The 18,790-nt window shown below is 63.6% G+C and carries 24 protein-coding genes; 8 read left to right on the top strand and 16 right to left on the bottom strand.

Annotated elements, in window-relative coordinates:
* Window positions 1-316 precede the first annotated feature (316 nt).
* Together I0K07_RS12775 and I0K07_RS12770 are read right to left on the bottom strand one after the other, a co-directional pair.
* Window positions 317-1,720 carry an ABC transporter permease gene (locus tag I0K07_RS12775; protein WP_203294022.1) on the bottom strand — a complete coding sequence of 468 codons (1,404 nt, stop codon included), beginning with the start codon at window positions 1,718-1,720 and terminating at the stop codon, window positions 317-319.
* Window positions 1,720-2,661, bottom strand: coding sequence for an ABC transporter ATP-binding protein (locus I0K07_RS12770; protein WP_203294020.1), 942 nt, complete (start codon window positions 2,659-2,661; stop codon window positions 1,720-1,722). The genes I0K07_RS12775 and I0K07_RS12770 overlap by 1 nt, the downstream gene beginning before the upstream one ends.
* A gap of 151 nt (window positions 2,662-2,812) precedes the next feature.
* Between I0K07_RS12770 and I0K07_RS12765 the strand changes: the two genes are divergently transcribed.
* Entirely contained in the window at window positions 2,813-3,136 is a 324-nt protein-coding gene (locus I0K07_RS12765) for a TraR/DksA family transcriptional regulator (RefSeq protein ID WP_203294018.1), read from the top strand.
* Between the two features lie 75 nt (window positions 3,137-3,211).
* A complete protein-coding gene (locus I0K07_RS12760) occupies window positions 3,212-3,946 on the top strand; it encodes a 2OG-Fe(II) oxygenase (protein WP_203294016.1) in 735 nt (244 codons plus the stop codon).
* Here I0K07_RS12760 and I0K07_RS12755 read toward each other — a convergent pair.
* Window positions 3,943-4,503, bottom strand: a complete 561-nt coding sequence (locus tag I0K07_RS12755) for a DUF4269 domain-containing protein (protein WP_203294014.1) — start codon at window positions 4,501-4,503, stop codon at window positions 3,943-3,945. The genes I0K07_RS12760 and I0K07_RS12755 overlap by 4 nt on opposite strands.
* A 107-nt stretch (window positions 4,504-4,610) precedes the next feature.
* Between I0K07_RS12755 and I0K07_RS12750 the strand changes: the two genes are divergently transcribed.
* Window positions 4,611-5,231, top strand: coding sequence for a class I SAM-dependent methyltransferase (locus I0K07_RS12750; protein WP_203294012.1), 621 nt, complete (start codon window positions 4,611-4,613; stop codon window positions 5,229-5,231).
* Here I0K07_RS12750 and I0K07_RS12745 read toward each other — a convergent pair whose 3' ends face one another.
* The 5 genes from I0K07_RS12745 to I0K07_RS12725 all read right to left on the bottom strand — a co-directional run bounded on the left by I0K07_RS12745 (window position 5,232) and on the right by I0K07_RS12725 (window position 8,931).
* A complete protein-coding gene (locus I0K07_RS12745) occupies window positions 5,232-5,519 on the bottom strand; it encodes a 7(1) septoil knot domain-containing protein (RefSeq protein ID WP_203294010.1) in 288 nt (95 codons plus the stop codon).
* Window positions 5,520-5,612: 93 nt separating this feature from the next.
* On the bottom strand, window positions 5,613-7,016 hold the full coding sequence (locus I0K07_RS12740; RefSeq protein ID WP_203294008.1) for an NAD(P)(+) transhydrogenase (Re/Si-specific) subunit beta: 1,404 nt from the start codon (window positions 7,014-7,016) through the stop codon (window positions 5,613-5,615).
* A 2-nt stretch (window positions 7,017-7,018) separates the two neighbouring features.
* On the bottom strand, window positions 7,019-7,357 hold the full coding sequence (locus tag I0K07_RS12735) for a proton-translocating transhydrogenase family protein (protein ID WP_203294006.1): 339 nt from the start codon (window positions 7,355-7,357) through the stop codon (window positions 7,019-7,021).
* Window positions 7,358-7,359: 2 nt separating this feature from the next.
* Window positions 7,360-8,490 (bottom strand): Re/Si-specific NAD(P)(+) transhydrogenase subunit alpha, encoded by a 1,131-nt coding sequence (locus tag I0K07_RS12730; RefSeq protein ID WP_203294004.1) that lies wholly within the window; start codon window positions 8,488-8,490, stop codon window positions 7,360-7,362.
* A 135-nt stretch (window positions 8,491-8,625) separates the two neighbouring features.
* Window positions 8,626-8,931, bottom strand: a complete 306-nt coding sequence (locus I0K07_RS12725) for an aa3-type cytochrome c oxidase subunit IV (protein WP_203294002.1) — start codon at window positions 8,929-8,931, stop codon at window positions 8,626-8,628.
* A 183-nt stretch (window positions 8,932-9,114) separates the two neighbouring features.
* Here I0K07_RS12725 and I0K07_RS12720 point away from each other — a divergent pair, with 183 nt between their 5' ends.
* Genes I0K07_RS12720 through I0K07_RS12705 form a run of 4 tightly spaced genes read left to right on the top strand, consistent with a single transcriptional unit; the run spans window position 9,115 to window position 11,717 of the window.
* The gene (locus tag I0K07_RS12720; RefSeq protein WP_203294000.1) at window positions 9,115-9,714 is read left to right on the top strand and encodes a DUF7010 family protein; all 600 of its coding nucleotides are present in this window, start codon (window positions 9,115-9,117) and stop codon (window positions 9,712-9,714) included.
* Between the two features lie 35 nt (window positions 9,715-9,749).
* Window positions 9,750-10,823: a sensor histidine kinase gene (locus I0K07_RS12715; RefSeq protein WP_203293997.1), complete on the top strand. Its 1,074-nt coding sequence runs from the start codon at window positions 9,750-9,752 to the stop codon at window positions 10,821-10,823.
* Complete coding sequence (locus I0K07_RS12710; protein ID WP_203293995.1) at window positions 10,820-11,422, top strand: response regulator transcription factor; 603 nt, start codon at window positions 10,820-10,822, stop codon at window positions 11,420-11,422. The genes I0K07_RS12715 and I0K07_RS12710 overlap by 4 nt, the downstream gene beginning before the upstream one ends.
* A gap of 46 nt (window positions 11,423-11,468) precedes the next feature.
* Window positions 11,469-11,717 (top strand): hypothetical protein, encoded by a 249-nt coding sequence (locus tag I0K07_RS12705; RefSeq protein ID WP_203293993.1) that lies wholly within the window; start codon window positions 11,469-11,471, stop codon window positions 11,715-11,717.
* 12 nt (window positions 11,718-11,729) lie between these two features.
* Here the strand turns inward: I0K07_RS12705 and I0K07_RS12700 are convergent, their stop codons facing one another.
* Window positions 11,730-12,680: an alpha/beta fold hydrolase gene (locus I0K07_RS12700; protein ID WP_203293991.1), complete on the bottom strand. Its 951-nt coding sequence runs from the start codon at window positions 12,678-12,680 to the stop codon at window positions 11,730-11,732.
* Window positions 12,681-12,717: 37 nt separating this feature from the next.
* Window positions 12,718-13,554, bottom strand: coding sequence for a CPBP family intramembrane glutamic endopeptidase (locus tag I0K07_RS12695; protein WP_203293989.1), 837 nt, complete (start codon window positions 13,552-13,554; stop codon window positions 12,718-12,720).
* Window positions 13,555-13,719: 165 nt separating this feature from the next.
* Between I0K07_RS12695 and I0K07_RS12690 the strand changes: the two genes are divergently transcribed.
* On the top strand, window positions 13,720-15,183 hold the full coding sequence (locus I0K07_RS12690; protein ID WP_203293987.1) for a sigma-54-dependent transcriptional regulator: 1,464 nt from the start codon (window positions 13,720-13,722) through the stop codon (window positions 15,181-15,183).
* 100 nt (window positions 15,184-15,283) lie between these two features.
* Here I0K07_RS12690 and I0K07_RS12685 read toward each other — a convergent pair whose 3' ends face one another.
* The 6 genes from I0K07_RS12685 to I0K07_RS12660 all read right to left on the bottom strand — a co-directional run bounded on the left by I0K07_RS12685 (window position 15,284) and on the right by I0K07_RS12660 (window position 18,762).
* A complete protein-coding gene (locus I0K07_RS12685) occupies window positions 15,284-15,760 on the bottom strand; it encodes an ASCH domain-containing protein (RefSeq protein WP_203293985.1) in 477 nt (158 codons plus the stop codon).
* Window positions 15,761-15,791: 31 nt separating this feature from the next.
* On the bottom strand, window positions 15,792-16,214 hold the full coding sequence (locus I0K07_RS12680) for a hypothetical protein (RefSeq protein WP_203293983.1): 423 nt from the start codon (window positions 16,212-16,214) through the stop codon (window positions 15,792-15,794).
* 135 nt (window positions 16,215-16,349) lie between these two features.
* Window positions 16,350-16,811: a hypothetical protein gene (locus I0K07_RS12675; protein WP_203293981.1), complete on the bottom strand. Its 462-nt coding sequence runs from the start codon at window positions 16,809-16,811 to the stop codon at window positions 16,350-16,352.
* A 28-nt stretch (window positions 16,812-16,839) separates the two neighbouring features.
* Entirely contained in the window at window positions 16,840-17,130 is a 291-nt protein-coding gene (locus I0K07_RS12670) for a DUF2312 domain-containing protein (protein ID WP_138512550.1), read from the bottom strand.
* Window positions 17,131-17,185: 55 nt separating this feature from the next.
* Entirely contained in the window at window positions 17,186-18,175 is a 990-nt protein-coding gene (locus I0K07_RS12665; protein ID WP_238934829.1) for an alpha/beta fold hydrolase, read from the bottom strand.
* Window positions 18,172-18,762 (bottom strand): tetratricopeptide repeat protein, encoded by a 591-nt coding sequence (locus I0K07_RS12660; protein WP_203293979.1) that lies wholly within the window; start codon window positions 18,760-18,762, stop codon window positions 18,172-18,174. Before I0K07_RS12660 ends, I0K07_RS12665 begins: the two co-directional genes overlap by 4 nt.
* Between the last annotated feature and the right edge of the window lie 28 nt (window positions 18,763-18,790).

Raw genomic sequence — 18,790 nt, 5'->3', positions numbered from 1 at the left:
AGGGTGGCGCTGAGGCGGGTCCGGCCGGACCGTCGCTTAATCCGCTTCACCGGGTTGCAGACGGTCCTGCGGGACATCTCGACTTTCTTCAAATCCAGACACCCCGCCGGATCGTCTGCAATGCCCAGCTTGGCACCAAGTCCTCGCCCTAGATGGGCGAGGGGGACCGCGCGCATGCGCGGTGGAGTGGGTGACTTTCAGAGAGTGAGGAAGCGCTATGCGCTTTCACCCCTTCCGCCGGGCAATCGCCCGGCACCTTCCCCATCAAGGGGAAGGAGGACTCTGCACCCAGCTCGCCTTGCTGGCCGCAGCCACCTTACCCGATCGACTTGGTCTTCCCGATCTTGAACCAGCCTTTGACCGTGTCCTGGTTGGCCTGGTTGAGCGCGCCCATGCGGAAGAGCTGGCCGGCGCCCCAGATGACCAGGCTGGCCATGGCGATCATGCCCAGCGTCGTGCCCAGAATTTCGATCAGGCCGATATCTTGGGGCAGGCGCACCAGCATGATGAAGGGCGTCCACAGGGGGACCCAGCTGGCCACGGCCACGATCGGGCTGTCCGGCGCGTCGATCGCCATCATCACCAGGAAGAGCGGCACCATCATGACCAGCATGATCGGGCTCATCAGGGATTGGGCATCCTGGATCGTCTCACACAGCGAGCCGACCGCCAGGAAGATCGCGCCATACATCAGATAGCCGATGATGAAATAGCCGATGGCCGGGCCGATCAGGGCCGGGCTGAACAGGGTGGCCATGATGTCGGCCGCCGGAATGTCGGCGGACGCCATGATCTGCTGGATGGCAAATCCGCCCGTGGAGGCCAGACCGCCCCAGAACAGGAGGAGGGTGAAGGACACGGCAGCGACACCCAGCAGCTTGCCGACCAGGATTTCATGATGCCGCGCCGAGGCCAGCATCATTTCCAGCACCTTATTGCCCTTCTCCTCGATCATCGCGGTGAGCAGCATGTTCACCACGGAGAAGATCACCACCCACAGGCCAAAGGCGGTCGCGACACCAACAAAGATCGGCAGGCGCTCGGTCTCGGAGACCTCCGCGGTTTCCGCACTGCGCTGCGGGTTGAGCTCACGGACAGTCGGGCGGAGGTCATCCGCCTCGGCAATCAGGGCCGGATCCACGCCGGCTCCCACCAAGTGTTCCAGCTGCATGTAGTCGCGCAGCGCATTGCGGATTGTGGAGCGCAGGCCGCTATCGGTCAGATTGGCGCTCCAATAGTCGATCTCGATCTGGCCCGGCGAGGGCTCGGAGAGATAGATCGCCGCAAACAGGTCCTGTGGGCCGTCCGAGGTCTCCAGCTGGGCATTCCCGGTCAGATAGGGCCGCAGCGCGTCCAGCGAGGTCTCAGCGGGGCTGACGCGGATATAATCATCGTCAGAGAGCTGCATCGAGCTCTCCAGCGTAGCCTGAACCTGCGGATTATCGCCCAGCAGGTCGCCGGCCATCTCGCGGACCCGTTCGAGCTCCTCGGCCTGTTCGGCCCGCGTGGCGTCCATCTGGTCATAGACGGCCTGTTCCAGACGGCCGCCCGTTTCGTCGACGAGGACGTAATAGCGGGTCGGCTGCGAGCTCTCGATCAGGATCGGCATGCCAAAGCCCAGCGCCATGAACATGGGCACGGAGAGGAGGGAGAGCCAGAAGCCCCAGGTGGCGACATAGGAGAGGAATTCGCGGCGGGCGATGAGATAGATATTGCGCATCAGACCGTCTCCGCTTCCGTTTGGGCTGTGCCCTGGCCGACCAGGTGGACAAAGGCATCATGCAGATGCGCCCGCACCGGTTCGAACCGGGTCAGTTTCACATCCGCCTCGACACAGGCTTTCAGCACATCCTGCGCATCGGCCTCCGGGGCGAGATCAATGGTCCAGACCATGCCCTCCTTGGAGGGTGTGCGGTCCAGCCGGCCCAGACCGGACAGGACATCGGAGATGCTGCGATCGCTGGCGACCTCGATCGTCACCCGGCGCGGCACGCGGGCCAGCGCTTCGGACACACTGCCATCAAAGACCTTCTGCCCCTTGGCGATCAGCACGATCTTGTCGCAGAGCCGTTCGGCATGTTCCATCACATGGGTGGAGAAGAGAATGGTGCGGCCGGCCTCGGCCTGTTTGCGCACCACTTGCTCCAGCGCCGATTGGTTCACCGGATCGAGACCGGAGAAGGGCTCGTCCAGGATGATGAATTCCGGTTCGTGGATCAGGGTGGAGATGATCTGGACCTTCTGGGCCATCCCCTTGGACAGCTCTTTCACCTTGGACTGGGCGACATCGGCGAGGCCGAACTCCTCCAGCATCTCCAGGCCGCGCTGGCGGGCCGTGTTCGGGGCGACGCCCTTCAGCCGGGCGAAGAAGATGATGACATCGATCACCTTCATCTTGCGATAGATGCCGCGCTCTTCCGGCAGGAAGCCGACGCGGTCCAGCGCCTGGGCACGCGGCGGTCCGCCAAACAGGCTGACCGTGCCGCTGTCGGGCTGAAGAATGCCCAGGGACATGCGCAGGCTGGTGGTCTTGCCCGCACCATTGGGGCCGAGGAAACCGGTGATCTGACCCCGCTCGACATTGAGGCTCACATTCCGCACCGCCGGCTTTCCGCCATAGGTCTTGGATACCCCGTCGAGCGAGAGAATGGTCTCGCGCATGTTCGGCCCTCCCATTATGGACGGCGAATCTAGTCAGGCTCGTGACAGCGATCCACCGGTATTGCGCAGAAGACTGTCCCGCCCGCCGGGTTTGCCGTGCGTCCGGGCCATGACTAGGCTGGAATTCCGACAGAATTGAGAAAGTCTCCCGATGCATGAAAACCCTGCCCGGGCCCGGCTTGAAGCCTTGCGGGACGAGCTGATCAGCGTGTCTGAAGCCGCGCGGGAAGATCGCAAGCCGGTCGAGCTGGACCAGCAGTCCGTGGGTCGGCTGTCGCGACAGGATTCGCTCCAGGTCCAGGCCATGGCGAAAGCCGCTGATGCCCGCCGGGCCCAGGAGCTGCGCCGGATTGACGTGGCGTTGCAGCGCCTGGACGAGGGTGAGTATGGCTGGTGCGTGGAGTGCGGCGAGGCGATCAGCGAGAAGCGGTTGGAGATCGATCCGGCAGCGCCGCGTTGTTCCGCCTGCGCCTGAGTGTCCATGTGACAGAATGGAGACTTAACCCGTCCGGGCGGCTGTGAAACAGTGCGCGGCGAAGAGGGGATAGCCATGTTCAAACTGGGATCGGCGATCGATCTGGACACCGCGCACGAGACCCTGGCCACGCAGACGCGCTGCCAGATCCCGGGTCTGCTGGATGACGCGGACTATGCCCGTGTGCTGGACGCCGTCGACACTGTGCCGCGCTGGGTTCTGGTGACGCGCTTGGGCGGGCGCCATCTCGATCTGGATGCGGCCGCCATGTACGATCTGCCCGCAGCCAAGCGCATCGAGTTCGAACGCCAGGTCATGCGCGATGCCAAGGCCGGCTTCCAATATCTCTACGAGACCTATCCGCTTTACGACAAATGGCATAACGGCACGCTGCGTCCGGAAGTGCCTCTGTTGGCGGATCTGTTCGAATGGCTCAATGGCGAGGTCTTCCTGGGCGCCATGCGCACCCTGCTGGATGAGCCGCGGATCAGTTTCGCGGACGCCCAGCTGACGCGCTATCGCACCGGGCATTTCCTGAACACGCATGACGATGGCGTCGAGGGCAAGAACCGGGTCGCGGCCTATGTCCTCACCCTGTCACCGGAATGGAAGCGGGAATGGGGCGGCACGCTGTCCTTCATGGATGCCTCCGGCAAGGAGATCGACCGCTTTGTGCCGGGGCCGAACACGTTGTCCATGTTCAAGGTGCCCCAGCCGCATGAAGTCCTGCCCGTGGCCAAGAAAGTCCAGCAGCCGCGCCTGTCCATAACCGGCTGGCTGCGCATGGGCGAGGACCCGGGCCCCGGCTAGTCGGCGGCTTTCAGCTCATAGCCGGCGCTCTGGATGATCCGGCCGAGGGCTTTGTCCCCGGGTGAGGCAAGCTTGAGCATTTCCACATAGGGATCACCGCCCAGGCCCAAAGCCTTCGCGAAGGCCGGCTCGGTCTTCAGTCCGCCCCGTTTCAGCGTGCGGATATCGCGGCGCAAACGGTCCTCGGCCAGACGCAGGATCCGGTCTTCTGCCAGCCAGTGGACATAGCTTTCATGGGCTTCCACCGGACGCGTGCGACCGAAGATTTCGACCGGGATACCGTCCAGCGTCATGCGCGCAATCACCGACGCTTCGCCAGCATGGATGTTTTCCGTCACATCAGCCCCGAAGTCCGCCAGTTCGGCTTCCAGATGGGCCTTGAAGGCGGGAAGACCGCCCGCTGCTGTGCAGGCAATATCGATATCGGCGTCCGGACCGTGAATATTCAGGGGAATGGAGCCGACCCAGCGCGGGTCGAAATCCCGCAATCGATGGAAGAGCCGGGCCTCCATCATGAGGGCGCGGACAGTCTCAATATCGGGAATCGTCTCACTCATGGGTTGTTGAGTGTCCCGCTGCGCGCAGCGTGTCAACGGAAGTTGAACAGTGTTCGCTCGACCTTGCTGCAAGGTTCGTTAAGCTCGCGGTCAAAGGGAGACGAAGCATGGGCTTTTACAGCGATCGAATTTTGCCGGATCTGATCGGGTGCGTCTGTTCGCGTGGCGCGATCATGAAGCAGCGCGCCAAAGTCGTGCCGCAGGCGCGGGGGCAGGTGCTGGAAATCGGCATGGGGGCCGCTGCCAATCTGGAGCTTTACGACAGTGCCCGGGTCGAACGGCTGATCGGTGTTGAGCCGGCGGCGGGAATGCGCCGCAAGGCCGCGGCCAAACTGGCCGAGACAGCCATTCCACACGACTTGCTGGATGCAGGCGGGGAAGCCCTGCCGCTGGCGGACGCGTCGGTGGATACGATTGTGCTGACCTATACGCTGTGTTCGATCCCCGAAGCCGAACAGGCCATGCGGGAGATGCGCCGTGTGCTCAAGCCTGAGGGCAAATTGCTGTTCTGCGAACATGGTCTGGCGCCGGATCCCGGGGTGGAACGCTGGCAGCGCCGGATCGAGCCGGTGTGGAAGCGGATCGCGGGCGGTTGCCATCTGGCACGTCCCATAGACCGGCTGATCACGGGCGGCGGGTTTTCCATCCAGGACATGGAAGCGGAATACATGCCGGGTTCGCCGCGTTTCTCCGGGTATGACTATATCGGAACCGCCACGCCCGCCTGATCAGGGCAGGCCCGGAAAACTCTCCACGAACGCGATCTTGATGTCCGGGAAGCTGTCGACGATTTCGATGGTGAAATCCGGGAAGCTCTCCACGAATTCCCACTCCCCGCAATTATCCGGGAAACTGCTGACGGTCTTCACCTTCAGGTCGGGAAAGCTGGTCACGACCTGGACCCGGATGTCTGCAAAACTCTCCACGATCTGGACCTCACCCTGCAGCGCAATGCCGTTGAAGGTGCAGTCTTCGGCAATGGGGCCGGTGGCCAGCAGGGCGAGGGCGATGATCATGACAGGCATCCTGACAGGTCCAGCTTGAACCCAAGATGAAAAAGGCCCGGCTCTGGGAGCCGGGCCTGTCTTCAGACGTGATGTCCCGTGAGGCTATTCGAGGGATTTCACGATGCTCTCCGCCATCTTCTTGGCATCGCCCAGCAACATCATCGTATTGTCGCGGAAGAAGAGCGGGTTTTCGACGCCGGCATAGCCGGACCCCAGCGACCGTTTCACGAAGAAGACGGTGCGGGCTTTCCAGACCTGCAGGACCGGCATGCCATAGATCGGCGAGGACGGATCATCCTCGGCGGCCGGGTTGGTCACGTCATTGGCGCCGATCACGAAAGCCACATCCGCATTGGCGAAGTCGGAATTGATGTCTTCCAGTTCGAACACTTCGTCATAGGGGACCTGGGCTTCGGCCAGAAGGACGTTCATATGGCCCGGCATCCGTCCGGCGACCGGGTGGATGGCATAGGCCACGTCCACGCCTTCTTCCTTGAGGATGTCGGCCATTTCCTTCAGCGCGTGCTGCGCCTGGGCGACGGCCATGCCATAGCCCGGCACGATGATGACCTTGCCGGCATTCTTCATGACGAAGGCCGCATCCTCGGCAGAGCCCTGCTTGGCCGTGCCCTGCGGGCCGGCGGCAGCCGCGGCATCACCGGTCTCGCCGAACCCGCCCAGGATGACGGAGACGAAGGAGCGGTTCATGCCCTTGCACATGATGTAGGACAGGATTGCACCGGACGAACCGACCAGCGCGCCGGTGACCAGCAATGCCGTGTTTTCCAGCGTGAAGCCCAGCGCAGCGGCGGCCCAGCCGGAATAGGAGTTCAGCATCGACACGACGACCGGCATGTCGGCTCCGCCGATCGGGATGATCAGGGTGACGCCAACGATGAAGGCGGTGATCGTGATCAGCCAGAAGGCGAGTTTCGCATCACCGCCCGAGGCCATCAGGAAGGCCATCATGACGAGGATGAAGACACCCAGACCGATATTGATCAGGTGACGGGCCGGCAGCAGGATCGGCGCGCCGGACATGTTCCCGTTTAGCTTGGCAAAGGCGATCACCGATCCGGAGAAGGTGATGGCACCAATGGCCGTGCCCAAGGACAGTTCCAGCAGGGACAGGGTCTTCAGATTGCCCAGTGGTCCGGCGATGTGGAAGGCTTCCGGCGCATAGAGTGCGGCTGCGGCCACCAGAACGGCGGCCATGCCGACCAGCGAGTGGAAGGCGGCCACCAGTTGCGGCATCGCCGTCATCGGAATGCGCTTGGCAATCACGGCACCGGCTGCGCCGCCAATGGCGACCCCGCCAATGATCAGCAGGATGGACATGAAATCCAGGTTCACGGCGAACAGGGTGGTGACGATCGCGATCGCCATCCCGGCCATGCCGTAGAAATTGCCCTGGCGGGCGGTTTCCGGGCTGGAAAGACCCCGCAGGGCCATGATGAAGAGAATGCCGGAGCCGAGATAGAGAAGGGCTGCGAGATTGGCCGACATGGCTAGCGCTCCTTCTTCTTGTACATGGCGAGCATGCGCTGGGTGACCAGGAAGCCCCCGAAGATATTCACGCTGGCCAGGATGATGGCAATGAAGCCGAGGAAGCGCGAGAAGCCGGCACCGCCTTCGGATCCTGCTGCTGCAGCGGCCTCGCCGCCGCCACCCGCCGTCGCCGTGGCGGCCAGCAGCGCGCCCACAATGATGACTGAGGAAATGGCATTGGTCACAGCCATGAGCGGTGTGTGAAGGGCCGGGGTGACCGACCAGACGACGTAATAGCCGACGAAGACCGCCAGGACGAAAATCGCCAGGCGGAAGATGACGGGATCAACGGCTTCCATGATCAGGCCTCCTGTTTCGTCAGGCTGGGGTGAATCACTTCACCCGCTTTGGTCAGCGCCATGCCCTGGATGATCTCATCATCCCAGTGCGGGGCTTTCTTGCCCTCCTCATCGACGAGAAGCGGCAGGAGATTGGCGAGGTTTTTGGCGTAGAGTGCAGAACTGTCGGCAGCCAGGCGGCCGGCCAGATTGGCAAAGCCGGCAATCTTCACGCCCTTGTGGTCGACGATTTCGTCAGCCTTGGTCAGTTCGCAATTGCCGCCCGTGGGTGCAGCCAGGTCGATGATGACCGAGCCGGGGCGCATGCTTTCCACCATCGCCTTGGAGACGAGTTTCGGCGCCGGACGGCCCGGGATCAGGGCGGTGGTGATCACCACATCCTGTTTGGCGATGTGGCTGGCAACCAGCTCGGCCTGTTTGGCCTGGTATTCCTTGGACATTTCCTTGGCATACCCGCCGGCCGTCTCGGCCTGTTTGAACTCTTCATCCTCGACCGCGATGAATTTCGCACCCAGCGAGGCGACCTGTTCCTTCACCGCCGGACGCACATCCGTGGCGGTCACGATGGCGCCGAGGCGGCGCGCCGTGGCGATCGCCTGCAGGCCGGCAACGCCGACCCCCATGATGAAGGTCTTGGCCGGGGCCACCGTGCCGGCGGCCGTCATCATCATCGGGAAGGCGCGGCCATAGAGTTCGGCGGCTTCGATGACAGAGCGGTATCCGGCGAGATTGGCCTGGGAGGACAGGGCGTCCATGGCCTGGGCGCGCGTGATCCGCGGCACGAATTCCATCGCGAGCGCGTCGATCCCGGCCTTGGCCAGGGCGTCCGCCTTTTCGGTATTGCCATGGGGTTCCAGATGGCAGACCAGCAGCACGCCCTTGAGCTTGGCCAGTGTGGCCTCGTCCGGACTGCGCACGCCGAACAGCGCGTCGGCGCCTTTCAGCGTCGCTGCCGCCGTACCGATCGTGGCTCCGGCGTCCGCGAAGGCCTCGTCCGGGATCGCCGCAGCGACTCCCGCGCCTTTTTCGATGCTGACTTCATGGCCTGCCCCGATGAATTTCTTCACCGTCTCAGGCGTGGCCGCCACGCGGGTCTCGCCCGCATGCCGTTCTTTCAAAATTGCTATTCGCATGTCCGTCCCGCCAAGTTTCGGCTGTTTTGCCGGGAGGATGCTCGAATTCACCCGTCAGGAAAAGCCCTGATGAGCAAAATCTTTGTGCAGTGCAGTATTTATAGCCGAATAGCGTGCGCCAAACGTGCCGGAAATCTAGCCTGCGAGGGCCATTCCTGCCAGCTGGGCGATGCCGCCACAGATCAGCGTGAACACGAAAAGTCCGCCCAGCGTAACATACCAGGCCGTCGACATCTTCATGACGAGGCCTGCAATGATGCCAACCACGGTCGTACCGATCAGGGCACCGATCCAGTCCATGCCGACCGCAAAGATCAGGGTCAGAAGGAAAACGGTCAGGGCCGTCAGCAGGCCGCCCCAGGTCGAAACGGCCATGAAGCCGTCGAAAGTGGCCTTGTGGTCCGCGATATCCATTTCGCCACGAACGTGTTCCGTCGCCATGTCTGCAACCCCTGTCGTCAAAGATGCGATTTGCATGCAGCGGATAGCACGGGTCGTCCCACCCGCCAAGATGCCGGACTGCCGCACGCATGACAGGTGTCATCTTCAATCGGTGATCACGGTTTCTGATGCCGGCCAGCCGGCTCTGGCAGTTTGCCATCAACACTTTGATGGAGATCTGACATGCCCTTGTTTGATGCGGCGCAATTGCGCGAAGAAAAACACCGCTACTTCGTTGCGGCCGGAGGCGGAATTGCCCTGCCGGTTGCTGGCGCGATCTACTGGATCGGCCTGGCCATTGCCTCGAATTATCTCTCGCCGAATGACTGGGCCTTCTGGGCCGCTGTCTTCTCCGGTGCGATCTTTCCGCTCGGGGTTCTGCTGCAGAAGCCGCTGGCCTCGCCCTTCCTGAAAGCGAAATCGCCGCTGTCGGGGGCTGGCTTGATGGCCGTGGCGGCGATCAATTTTCTCTGGCCGCTGCACATGGTGGTCTTCTATGCCGCGCCCTCGGCCGCGCCGCTGACCCTGGCGCTGGGCATGACGCTGCACTGGCCGGTGATCGGCTGGGCCTATGGCAGCCGGGTGACGATTGCCCATGGTTTCGTGCGCGCCGCGGTCGTTTCGGCCATCTGGTTCATGCTGCCTGAGGGGCGGTTCGACATTCTGCCTGTGGCTGTTGCGACGCTTTACCTGCTGGCTGCGGTCGGCATGCGGTGGGAAATCTCGCGCCTGCGCCGTAAGAAGGAAGGCGTGATTCAATCCGCCGCGGAGGCATTGGCATAATGAATGGGGCGACGAAGACCGGGCCGCGACGGTGGTTGCGATTTTTGTCGCCCCACCAGCCCTGGCTCTACCTGATCTATCTGGTCCTGTATTTCCTGCCCTGGTTCCACCGGGTGCCGGAGCAGACGGATCTTGTGTCGGGCCTGCTGGCGATCGGCCTCTTCCTGGCGCTCTTCTTCGTGGCGATGATCCGCCGCGACTGGACCGCCCTGCCAGCCGCCGGACTGGTCCTTGTGATGGCCTATGTCCTCATGCCGGCCAATCCGGGGGCGGCGGTTCTGGTCATCTATGCCGCCGCCATGCTGGGGCGGATGCGCCAACGCCAATTGATGCTGGCCGGTCTGTTCGCCTGGGCAGCCGGACTGGCGGCCGGCAATTTCCTGCTGGGCCTGCCCTGGACCTATCTGGCCGGCTTCCTGGCTTTCGGCGGTCTAGTGATGGCGGCCACGGCCTGGTCGGCGGCCCGCGAAGACCGCGAGGCGATGCAGGAGGAGCTCCAGGCCGAGGCGGCCGCCAGTGCCGTGGAGGCCGAACGCCAACGCATCGCCCGCGACCTGCATGACCTTTTGGGGCACACCCTGTCCGTTGTGACCCTGAAGGCGGAAATCGCCCAGCGCCTGTTCGATGCCGATCCGGAACGGGCGCGCAGCGAGCTGGGTGAAATCGAGACGATCTCCCGCAATGCGCTGGGGGAGGTGCGCGAAGCGGTCACCGGCCTGCGCCGCCGCTCCCTGTCCGAGGCGGCCGAGGAGACCGCCGACCGGCTGCGCTCGGCCGGTCTGGATGTCACGCTCACACTGGAAGCGATGGATGATCTGCCGGACGTCCAGCAACAGGCGATCCGCATGATGTTGCGCGAAGGCGCGACCAATATCCTGCGTCATGCCCAGGCAAAGCGGGCGGATATCCGCCTGCGGCGCGCCGGAGAGAGCATCAATGTCAGCCTGCTGGATGACGGGGTGGGCGGAGCCCGCTATGCCGGGCGCGGCCTGGATGATCTGCGTGACCGGCTCTGCGAAACCGGTCTCGACCTTGTTGTGGGCCCCGGGATCGACGGCCAGGGCAGCGGCCTGATCGTCCGCTCCGGCCAGCCAGGGGAAGCGTCATGATCCGTCTCGTCATTGCCGAAGACCAGACCATGTTGCGCGATGCGCTGGCGACGCTGTTGTCGCTGGAGAATGATATCGAGATCGCCGGCTCGGCGGCCAATGGCCGCGAAGCGCTCGACCTGGTCCGTCATCACAAGCCGCACGTCGTGCTGACCGACATTGAAATGCCGGGCCTGACCGGGCTGGAACTGGCCGCGCAGATCAAGCGGGACGGCCTGGAAACCCGCACGCTCATCGTCACCATGTTCGATCGTCCCGGCTATCTGCGCCGGGCCCTGGAAGCCGGGGTCAGTGGCTATCTGCTCAAGGATACGCCTTCAACCGAACTGGCTGATGCGGTCCGGCGGATTGCCGCGGGAGAGCGTGTCCTGGCACCGGGTCTGGCCGAACAGGCCTGGAGTGCGGAAGATCCGCTCAGCGATACCGAACGCCGGCTCCTGCGTCTGGCCGAGGCCGGTATGGACAGTCAGGCCATCGCCGATGCGGAAGGCCTGGCCCGCGGCACGGTGCGGAATTACCTGCACAATGCGATTTCAAAACTCGGTGCCGGCAACCGGATCGAGGCGGCACGGCTGGCCCGGGAACGCGGCTGGTTGTGAGGCGCGCCCGCTCTTGCTAATCCTCGAATTGAGTGGGAGTCGCGTCATGAAAATACCCTTCGCCCTTTGGTCCGGCATTCTTGCCCTTGGCGCCTATGGCGCCATGGTCGCCCTGTCCTTTCGCGATTTCGGGTATCTCGACCCTGTCTGGGACAAGGCTTTGCTGATCGGCGGGGTCTGGATCGGCCTGGTGGTTCTGGTCAGCGTGATCTCGGCCCTGCGCAAGGCTTTCACCTCACGCCCGGCCGACATTCCCATGGATGTCGCCGAAGAGCTGGACAATCACCCGCAATAAGTCGTGCTGTGACTAGGCGCCCCAGCCGGGTCCCGTCAGCACTTCCAGCGCGGCACCGACCGCAATCGGCTGGTCCAGGATCAGATGGTGCTCGGCATCGGGAATGGAGACCATGGTCGTTTCCGGTCCGAACACGTCCGCCATGAAGGCCCAGATCTCGTCCGTAACCAGCCGGGATTGTTCTCCCCGGAACAGGGCGACACGGGTCTTCAGCCCGCCCACCAGATCCGCCGGGGCCGGACGGTCATAATCCATCTTGTCCCAGAGCTTGGGGTCGAACTTCCAGGTCCAGCCCTCGCTGCCATCCGGCCGGATGGTCGGTTTCAGGCTCTGCCGGGCGATATGGTCCAGCAGGAAGGCGTTTTCACAGTCTTGTTCCGGCAGAAGGCGGAAGCGTTCCATGGCGGCCTGGAAGGTCGGATAGGACATGCCGCCCCGGCTGGGCGGTGAAGACCGCCGCTGTTGTTCGGCCGGGCGGATCGGACTGTCCAGAACCGCCACGCCGCGCAATTCTTCGCCATATTCCATCGCGGTTGTCAGCGAGACGAAGCCGCCGAAGGAATGGCCCACGACATAGGGTTTGCCTGCATCAAAGGCTCCGCCGGACCGGCCGGCGGCCAGCACTTCGCGGGCATAGCATTCCATCCTGTAGCGCTCGCGGTGATCGCTATCGCCCATGCCGGAGAGGTCCAGCGCCACAACCCGCCGGGTCGGGGCGAGGAAGGGGGCGATACTGTCCCACCAGTCTTTGTGGGCGACACCGCCATGCACCATGATCAGGCCGGGCTTGCCGCGTTCGCCCCAGGCTTTCCAGTGAATCGTCGCGCCATCGACTTCGGTCGTTCCACGCTCGAACGGGACGTCCAGAGCCTTGGCGAACCAGGCCGGGGCCGGCGGTTTCTCACCGGCAAACTGGACAAGCGGGGCGGGCGGGCGCGGGGAGGCGGCGGCTTTTTGGCTCATGCGATAGCGCTAGACCCGATATTCGAACGGGTCAATCTCAGGCTTGGAACTGCTGCATCAGTGCGGGTACCGCAAATACGGCCCAGGCATTATTGGCGATATGTCCCAGCACCGGGGCCGCGACGCGACCGGTCATCACGCGTGCCAGTCCCAGGGCCAGACCCAGGATGAAGGTGGAGATCATCACCATTAGTCCTTGGGAGATATGCATGATGCCGAAGGCGGCCGCTGACAGGATGATGGCAAAGAAAGCCGGGACGCCGCGCGCCATCATCATGGGCAGCATCCAGCCACGGAACAGGACTTCCTCGACGATCGGTGCCGCGATCAGGGTGAGGGCGATGATGGCCCAGACAGAGGCACCGGTCATCGCGAAATCATCCACATTGGACAATTCCTCATGCGTGGCCCCGCCCGCAAAGGTCAGGCTGGGATCCGCCATGGCGTATTCGTGCAGGAACAGGGTCAACCGCCCGCCGATCGTGATCATGAAGATCAGGATGAGCACACCCGCGACAATTTCGCTGACCTTGAGCGGGATGATCGAGAATACGCCCCGGTGAATGCCGGTCTGTTTGAAATTCTGCCAGAGGATCAGTGCGAAACAGGCATAGCCGCCGACCAGGGCGGAAAAGCTCGCCGTCACCGGGTGGATCGGCAGCGCATAGCCGCCCAGCCAGTTCCAGGCCGACAGGAACGCATATTGGAAGGCATAGGCGATGATCATCATCAGGACCGGCCAGACCAGCACGCCCGGCAGGGAATGGATCACGGCCAGCCGGTCGGAATCCTCGGTCACACGATAAAAAACGTCACGCCGCTGGAATGGCCAGCGGACCGGTTCATGCGTCAGGGACGCGTTGGCCTGGTCCATGTCTCTCTCCCCAAGCGGTTATGCTTAACCGGTCGTTGCCGACGCTTAAACGTCAAATTTAGAAGAGTGTCCCATAACGGTGCGCATAGACGCTCTACCGCAACAGGTAGTGAGGCCGGAAAACGGCCCGGCGGGGATAACGAAGCGACCGAAAAGGCGTGGGTGATGGTGAAGACAGTTCTGATCGTCGATGACGATCCGACCCAACGCCGCCTTCTTCAGGCGGTAATTGAAAAGCAGGGCTATAAGGCAGAGACCGCGGAAAGCGGCGAGGCCGCCCTGGATCGTGTGGCATCTCCGGGGGTTGATGTCATGCTGCTCGACCTGATCATGCCGGGCATGGACGGGATGGAGACGCTGGAGGCTATCCAGCGCAAGCAGATCGATCTTCCGGTGATTGTGCTGACGGCCAGTGGCGGTATCGAAACCGTCGTGGCGGCCATGCGTGCCGGGGCGTGCGACTTCTTCGTGAAGCCGGCCTCGCCCGAGCGTATTGCCGTGTCGATCCGCAATGCCCTGAAGGTTCAGAACCTCTCTGGTGAAGTGCAACGCCTCACCAAGAAGGTGGACAACAAGTTGGGCTTCTCCGACATGATTGCCGGTGCTCCGGCCATGCAGCAGGTGGTTCGCCTCGGCGAACGCGCTGCCCAGTCGGACATTCCGATCCTGATCACGGGTGAAAGCGGTGTCGGTAAGGAACTCGTCGCCGGGTCCATCAAGGCTGCCTCCAAGCGCGCCGATGGTCCTTTCGTGGCGGTCAACTGCGGTGCCATTCCGGAAAACCTGGTGGAATCCACCCTCTTCGGTCACGAAAAGGGCGCCTTCACCGGTGCGGTCGGCAAGCATATGGGCAAGTTCCAGGAAGCCGATGGCGGCACGCTCTTCCTCGACGAGATCGGCGAGCTTCCGCTGGACATGCAGGTGAAACTCCTGCGCGCCCTGCAGGAAGGTGAGGTCGATCCGGTCGGTTCCAAGCGCCCGGTGAAGGTGAATGTGCGGATCATCTCCGCCACGAACCGGGACCTGGCCGAACAGGTGGCGGCGGGCAATTTCCGCGAAGACCTGTTCTACCGTCTCAATGTCTTCCCGATCGAAGTGCCCTCCCTGCGTGCCCGCAAGGAAGACATTCCGCACCTGGTCCGCCATTTCATCGGCCGGTTCAACGCCCAGGAAAACAAGTCGATCCAGGATGCCGCGCCGGAAACCCATGCGCTCCTGTCCCAGTTCGACTGGCCGGGTAATGTGCGCCAGCTGGAAAACTCCGTCTTCCGCGCCGTCATCCTGTCCGATGGCGACGTGCTGAAGCCGGAAGACTTCCCGCAGATCTCCGGCATGACGCCGGACCTCGCGGCTCCGGTCGCGACGGATGTTCCGGGCCTGGTCATGCCGGGTGCGGACGGGTTGGACGCCCTGGCGGGCGGCGCACCGGGACCGGTGGAGATCATGGATGAACGCGGCAATCTGCGCTCGCTCGAGGATATCGAGCGTGACCTGATCGAGTTCGCCATCGAGACCTATGCCGGCCGGATGAGTGAAGTGGCCCGCCGTTTGGGCGTTGGTCGTTCCACCCTCTACCGCAAGGTCCGGGAGTACGAGCTGGACGTGGATGGCGTTCGCGCCGCCAGCTGATCCTGATCATGAATTTTGCCTCCCTGCCACGGGAAGGCGCCGCGCTCCACTAGCGGGCGGGGATGGACGGGCTGGTCTCCAGGTGAGGCCGGCCCGTTTCTCATGGCGCGGTCCAGATCCGGCGGAAATGCTCGAACACGACGTCTTCGTCGAGGTCGAATGTGCGCCCGTCCCGTTCGGCTTCCCGGCTGAAATAGTCGATATGGGCCGCGCGCCACCAGTCAAAGCTGAGATCTCCTTCTCCCTCGGCGCGGGCAAAATCGGCATCGCCGCTCGAGAAGGGGGCGATCCGCGCCGAAACCGTCTCGATCACGCAACGCGGCCGGCCCGTCCCGTCCAGGATCAGGCATTTATCGCCGGCTTCGGGGAGTTTGTGGCCTTCAACCTGATACCAATAGGCCCGGCTGCAAGTGGCGGTCTTCTGGTCGATCAGGATCAGGGCCAGCAATTCATTCGCCAGTTCCGGCCCATCGCCGAACGGACCGACAAAGGCGGGCGGCCCCTCATGACCGGTGTCCCGGCAAAAATCCGTCCAGGCCGCAGCCTGCTCATCAGTCATGGAAATCGTGCCGGTCATGACCCCAAGGGGCCCGTTTACGACAGGGCGGTCAAGCGGAGAGACGGCCCTGTCGGTCCTGCCAGGCGCGGAAGACCGGCATCAGCGCCGCTTCGCGGCGGAAGCGCACGCGCAATTGCCGGGTCATCCGGTCCAGTTCGCCCTTCAGATTGCCGGCCTCGTTCAGCCCGGCTTCCAGGCTGACCTCGATCCGCGTGCGCAAGACATCGATCCGCGCCGCGAGGCCGCGAATCTGATTGTCCAGATGGGCGATATAGTCCCGCGTGACAGGATCCCCGGACAGCGGCTCATAGATCTGCTCAACCCGTTCCAGCGTCACCAGATCCAGCGCCGTCATCGCCCGCTGGAAAGCAAACTGACCATCCATCGTGTCCAGACCGCATTCTCCGGCCGCTTCCAGCGCTTCGAACAATTCGGATTCAAGATCAGTCAGAAGGTCAGTGTGGCGGGCCATGGCGTGTTCCGGTTTTGTGAGGCACCAGAATAGCCGCACTCGACACCCGGATCGCGCAGGAAGCTTGGGCAGGTTTAACCGCGCCCTAATCTTCGGCTCAAAGGCGAAGCCGGGCCGGATTGCACGCGTGCGGGCTCACGTGCCGGACGGGTCGTCCTTGGGCACGACACGGAAACGGGCCCGCCTGTTTTCGGGTGTTTCTTCAACCGGTTGGGTGTTCTGCCGGGGTGCCGGGGACGGCGTGTCCGGTTCGACATCATCATAGATGTCGCGGCTGCGCGAAGCGCGCTGGGGCGTCTTGCCGCGGAACCCTTTGCCACGCGACATGGGCTTGCGCGCCTTGCCCTTGGTCTTCTTCTCGATTTCCTTGAGCTTCAGGGCCTGACGGGTGGACAGCGCTTCTTCCGTATTGCCCTTGTCCGGATCGCTGAAGGCCGAGCCGAAGGTTTCCAGGCGCTCTTCCAGGGAGCCCAGGAACTCGCCTTCCCATTCGGACAATTCGCGGTCCGGCACGCCGGAATCCTCGGCAGCCTTGCGGGCACGCTCAAGCCGTCGCAGGACGCGCTTGGTTTTCTTCTCGTCGATCTTGCGTGCCATGCTGCCTCATCAAGCCGAGGCAGTCAGATTAGCCTTCCACGGCGCCCAAATACAATTCCAGCAGGGCGTCGGCTTCCTGGCGCTCGCGGCGGTCGATCTTGCGCAGGGAGACGACCTTGCGAAGGATCTTGGTGTCAAAGCCCATGGATTTGGCTTCGGCATAGACTTCCTTCATGTCGGCCATGACGGCGGCCTTGTCTTCTTCCAGGCGCTCGATCCGGGCGACGAAAGCCTTGATCTGTTCGCGGGCGGCACCGCCAACGGCGTCGGACTGATCGATGGGACCGTCGGAATGGGGCGCAGTGTCGGTGAAAGCCATGTCGGAAACCTCGTTGAAGGACAGGGCGCGACACTAATTCCCGGCGCTTCCGGTCTCAACCCGCCGCGCCAGCTTTTGACCCGGTTTCGCGCAGTTCATTGCGCACATCGCGGACAGCTTCCAGCACGGCAGCGGGGTGATGATGATGAAGATTGTGCCCGGCACCGCTGATCCAGCGCATCTCCGCTCGCTTCATCCGCTTGGCCACCTGACCTCCATGCCGGTGTGACCAGAGGACCGTATCGGCCTTTCCGGCAATCACCACGGCCGGGTGATCCAGCTCTTCATAAGCATGTTCCTGGTCTTCCAGGTGTGTGTTCACCAAGGCCATGTCGCGCGCATTGGCACGCCAGATGGCCGGCCGCAGCAGCAGGCTCAGCGCGGTCTTCTCGACATAGGCGTCCGGCATGGGTTCAGGATGGAAGGCGGCGATGGCGCCGCTGCGGGCCTGGGAAGGTCCGGCCAGGGGCACGATGATCCGGGTGATGAGTGGGCCCAGGACCGGCCAGAAACTGGCCGAATTGAACCAGGCCGCCCGGCCGATCCAGGCGGACAGGGCGGGGGCGACAAGAACCAGGCCCGAGACCCGGTCGGGATGGTCCATCGCCAGGCGCATCGCGATCGCTCCGCCCCAGGAATGGCCGATCACGGTGACGGGCCCGCTCTTGCGGGCCTCCAGGAATTTGGCGATCAGCGCCGCTTCGCGCTGGGGTGACCAGTGTCCGGAGGGCCGCTGCGACCAGCCCAGGCCCGGCCGGTCCAGCCAGATCACATGCTCGCCGTCGAAGGTGTTGGCGAGGGCGCTATGGGGTTCCTCCAGATTGGAGGCGGCTCCGTGCAGGACAAGCGTGGCGGGCGCTGATTTCGGTCCGGTCTCGCGATAGTGCAGACGCACGCCGTCAACGGTCTCGAACGCGCCGCCGGGCGGGTGAGCTTGCTCGATACGCCGAACATTGATCCAGGCCGCAAGGCCCAGAAGGGCCAGCAGACCCAGCCCGGCGAGACCGGTGAGGATGACCGGGTCTGACAGTATCTGCGTGGTCAAAGCGCCCGTCCGGCGAGGGCGGCATTGATCCGGTCGCGGGCTTCCTGTGCCGCTTCATGCGCCGGGAAAATGGCGAGGGCGGCTTCATAGGCTTCCAGCGCCGCGTCATAGCGCTCGGCCCGCTCCAGCACGCGGCCCAGCGTGACATAGGCATCATAGCGCCGCGGCTCGAGGGTCAGGGCCGTGTTCAGGGTTTCCAGCGCATAGCCCCAGTCTTCGAACTGGGTAGCCATGCGGCCGGCGGCCAGCCAGCCTTCGGCGAAATCCGGATCCAGCCGCGTGACATGGTCATACATGCGAGCGGCAATCTCTTCATTGTCGGCGGCTTCGGCGGCTCGGCCCCGATCCATCAGCAGGGAGACCGTGTCGGATCCGGAATGGGCCCACAGGGCGTGGATCTCGTCGATCAGGGGGGCTGCCACGCGCATCGTGTCGGCCTGCGCCAGCGCGTCGAGACGCTCGTCCAGGCGTTCCTGCGGCGTGCGGAATTCCGTTTGCGGCGCGACGGTGAGGTCGGCCGGTTCGCGGGGCGGGGCGTCCTGGGCTGCAAGCAGCGAAGCCAGGGCCAGAAGGCTGAGCGCGGTCATGGGCGCAAGGATAGCCTTACCGTGCGCG

The sequence above is a fragment of the Maricaulis parjimensis genome (genome assembly GCF_016817355.1).
Classification (GTDB): Bacteria; Pseudomonadota; Alphaproteobacteria; order Caulobacterales; family Maricaulaceae; genus Maricaulis; species Maricaulis parjimensis.
The sequence above is the reverse complement of the archived record's forward strand: the minus strand, read 5'-3'. Positions and strand labels throughout refer to the sequence as shown.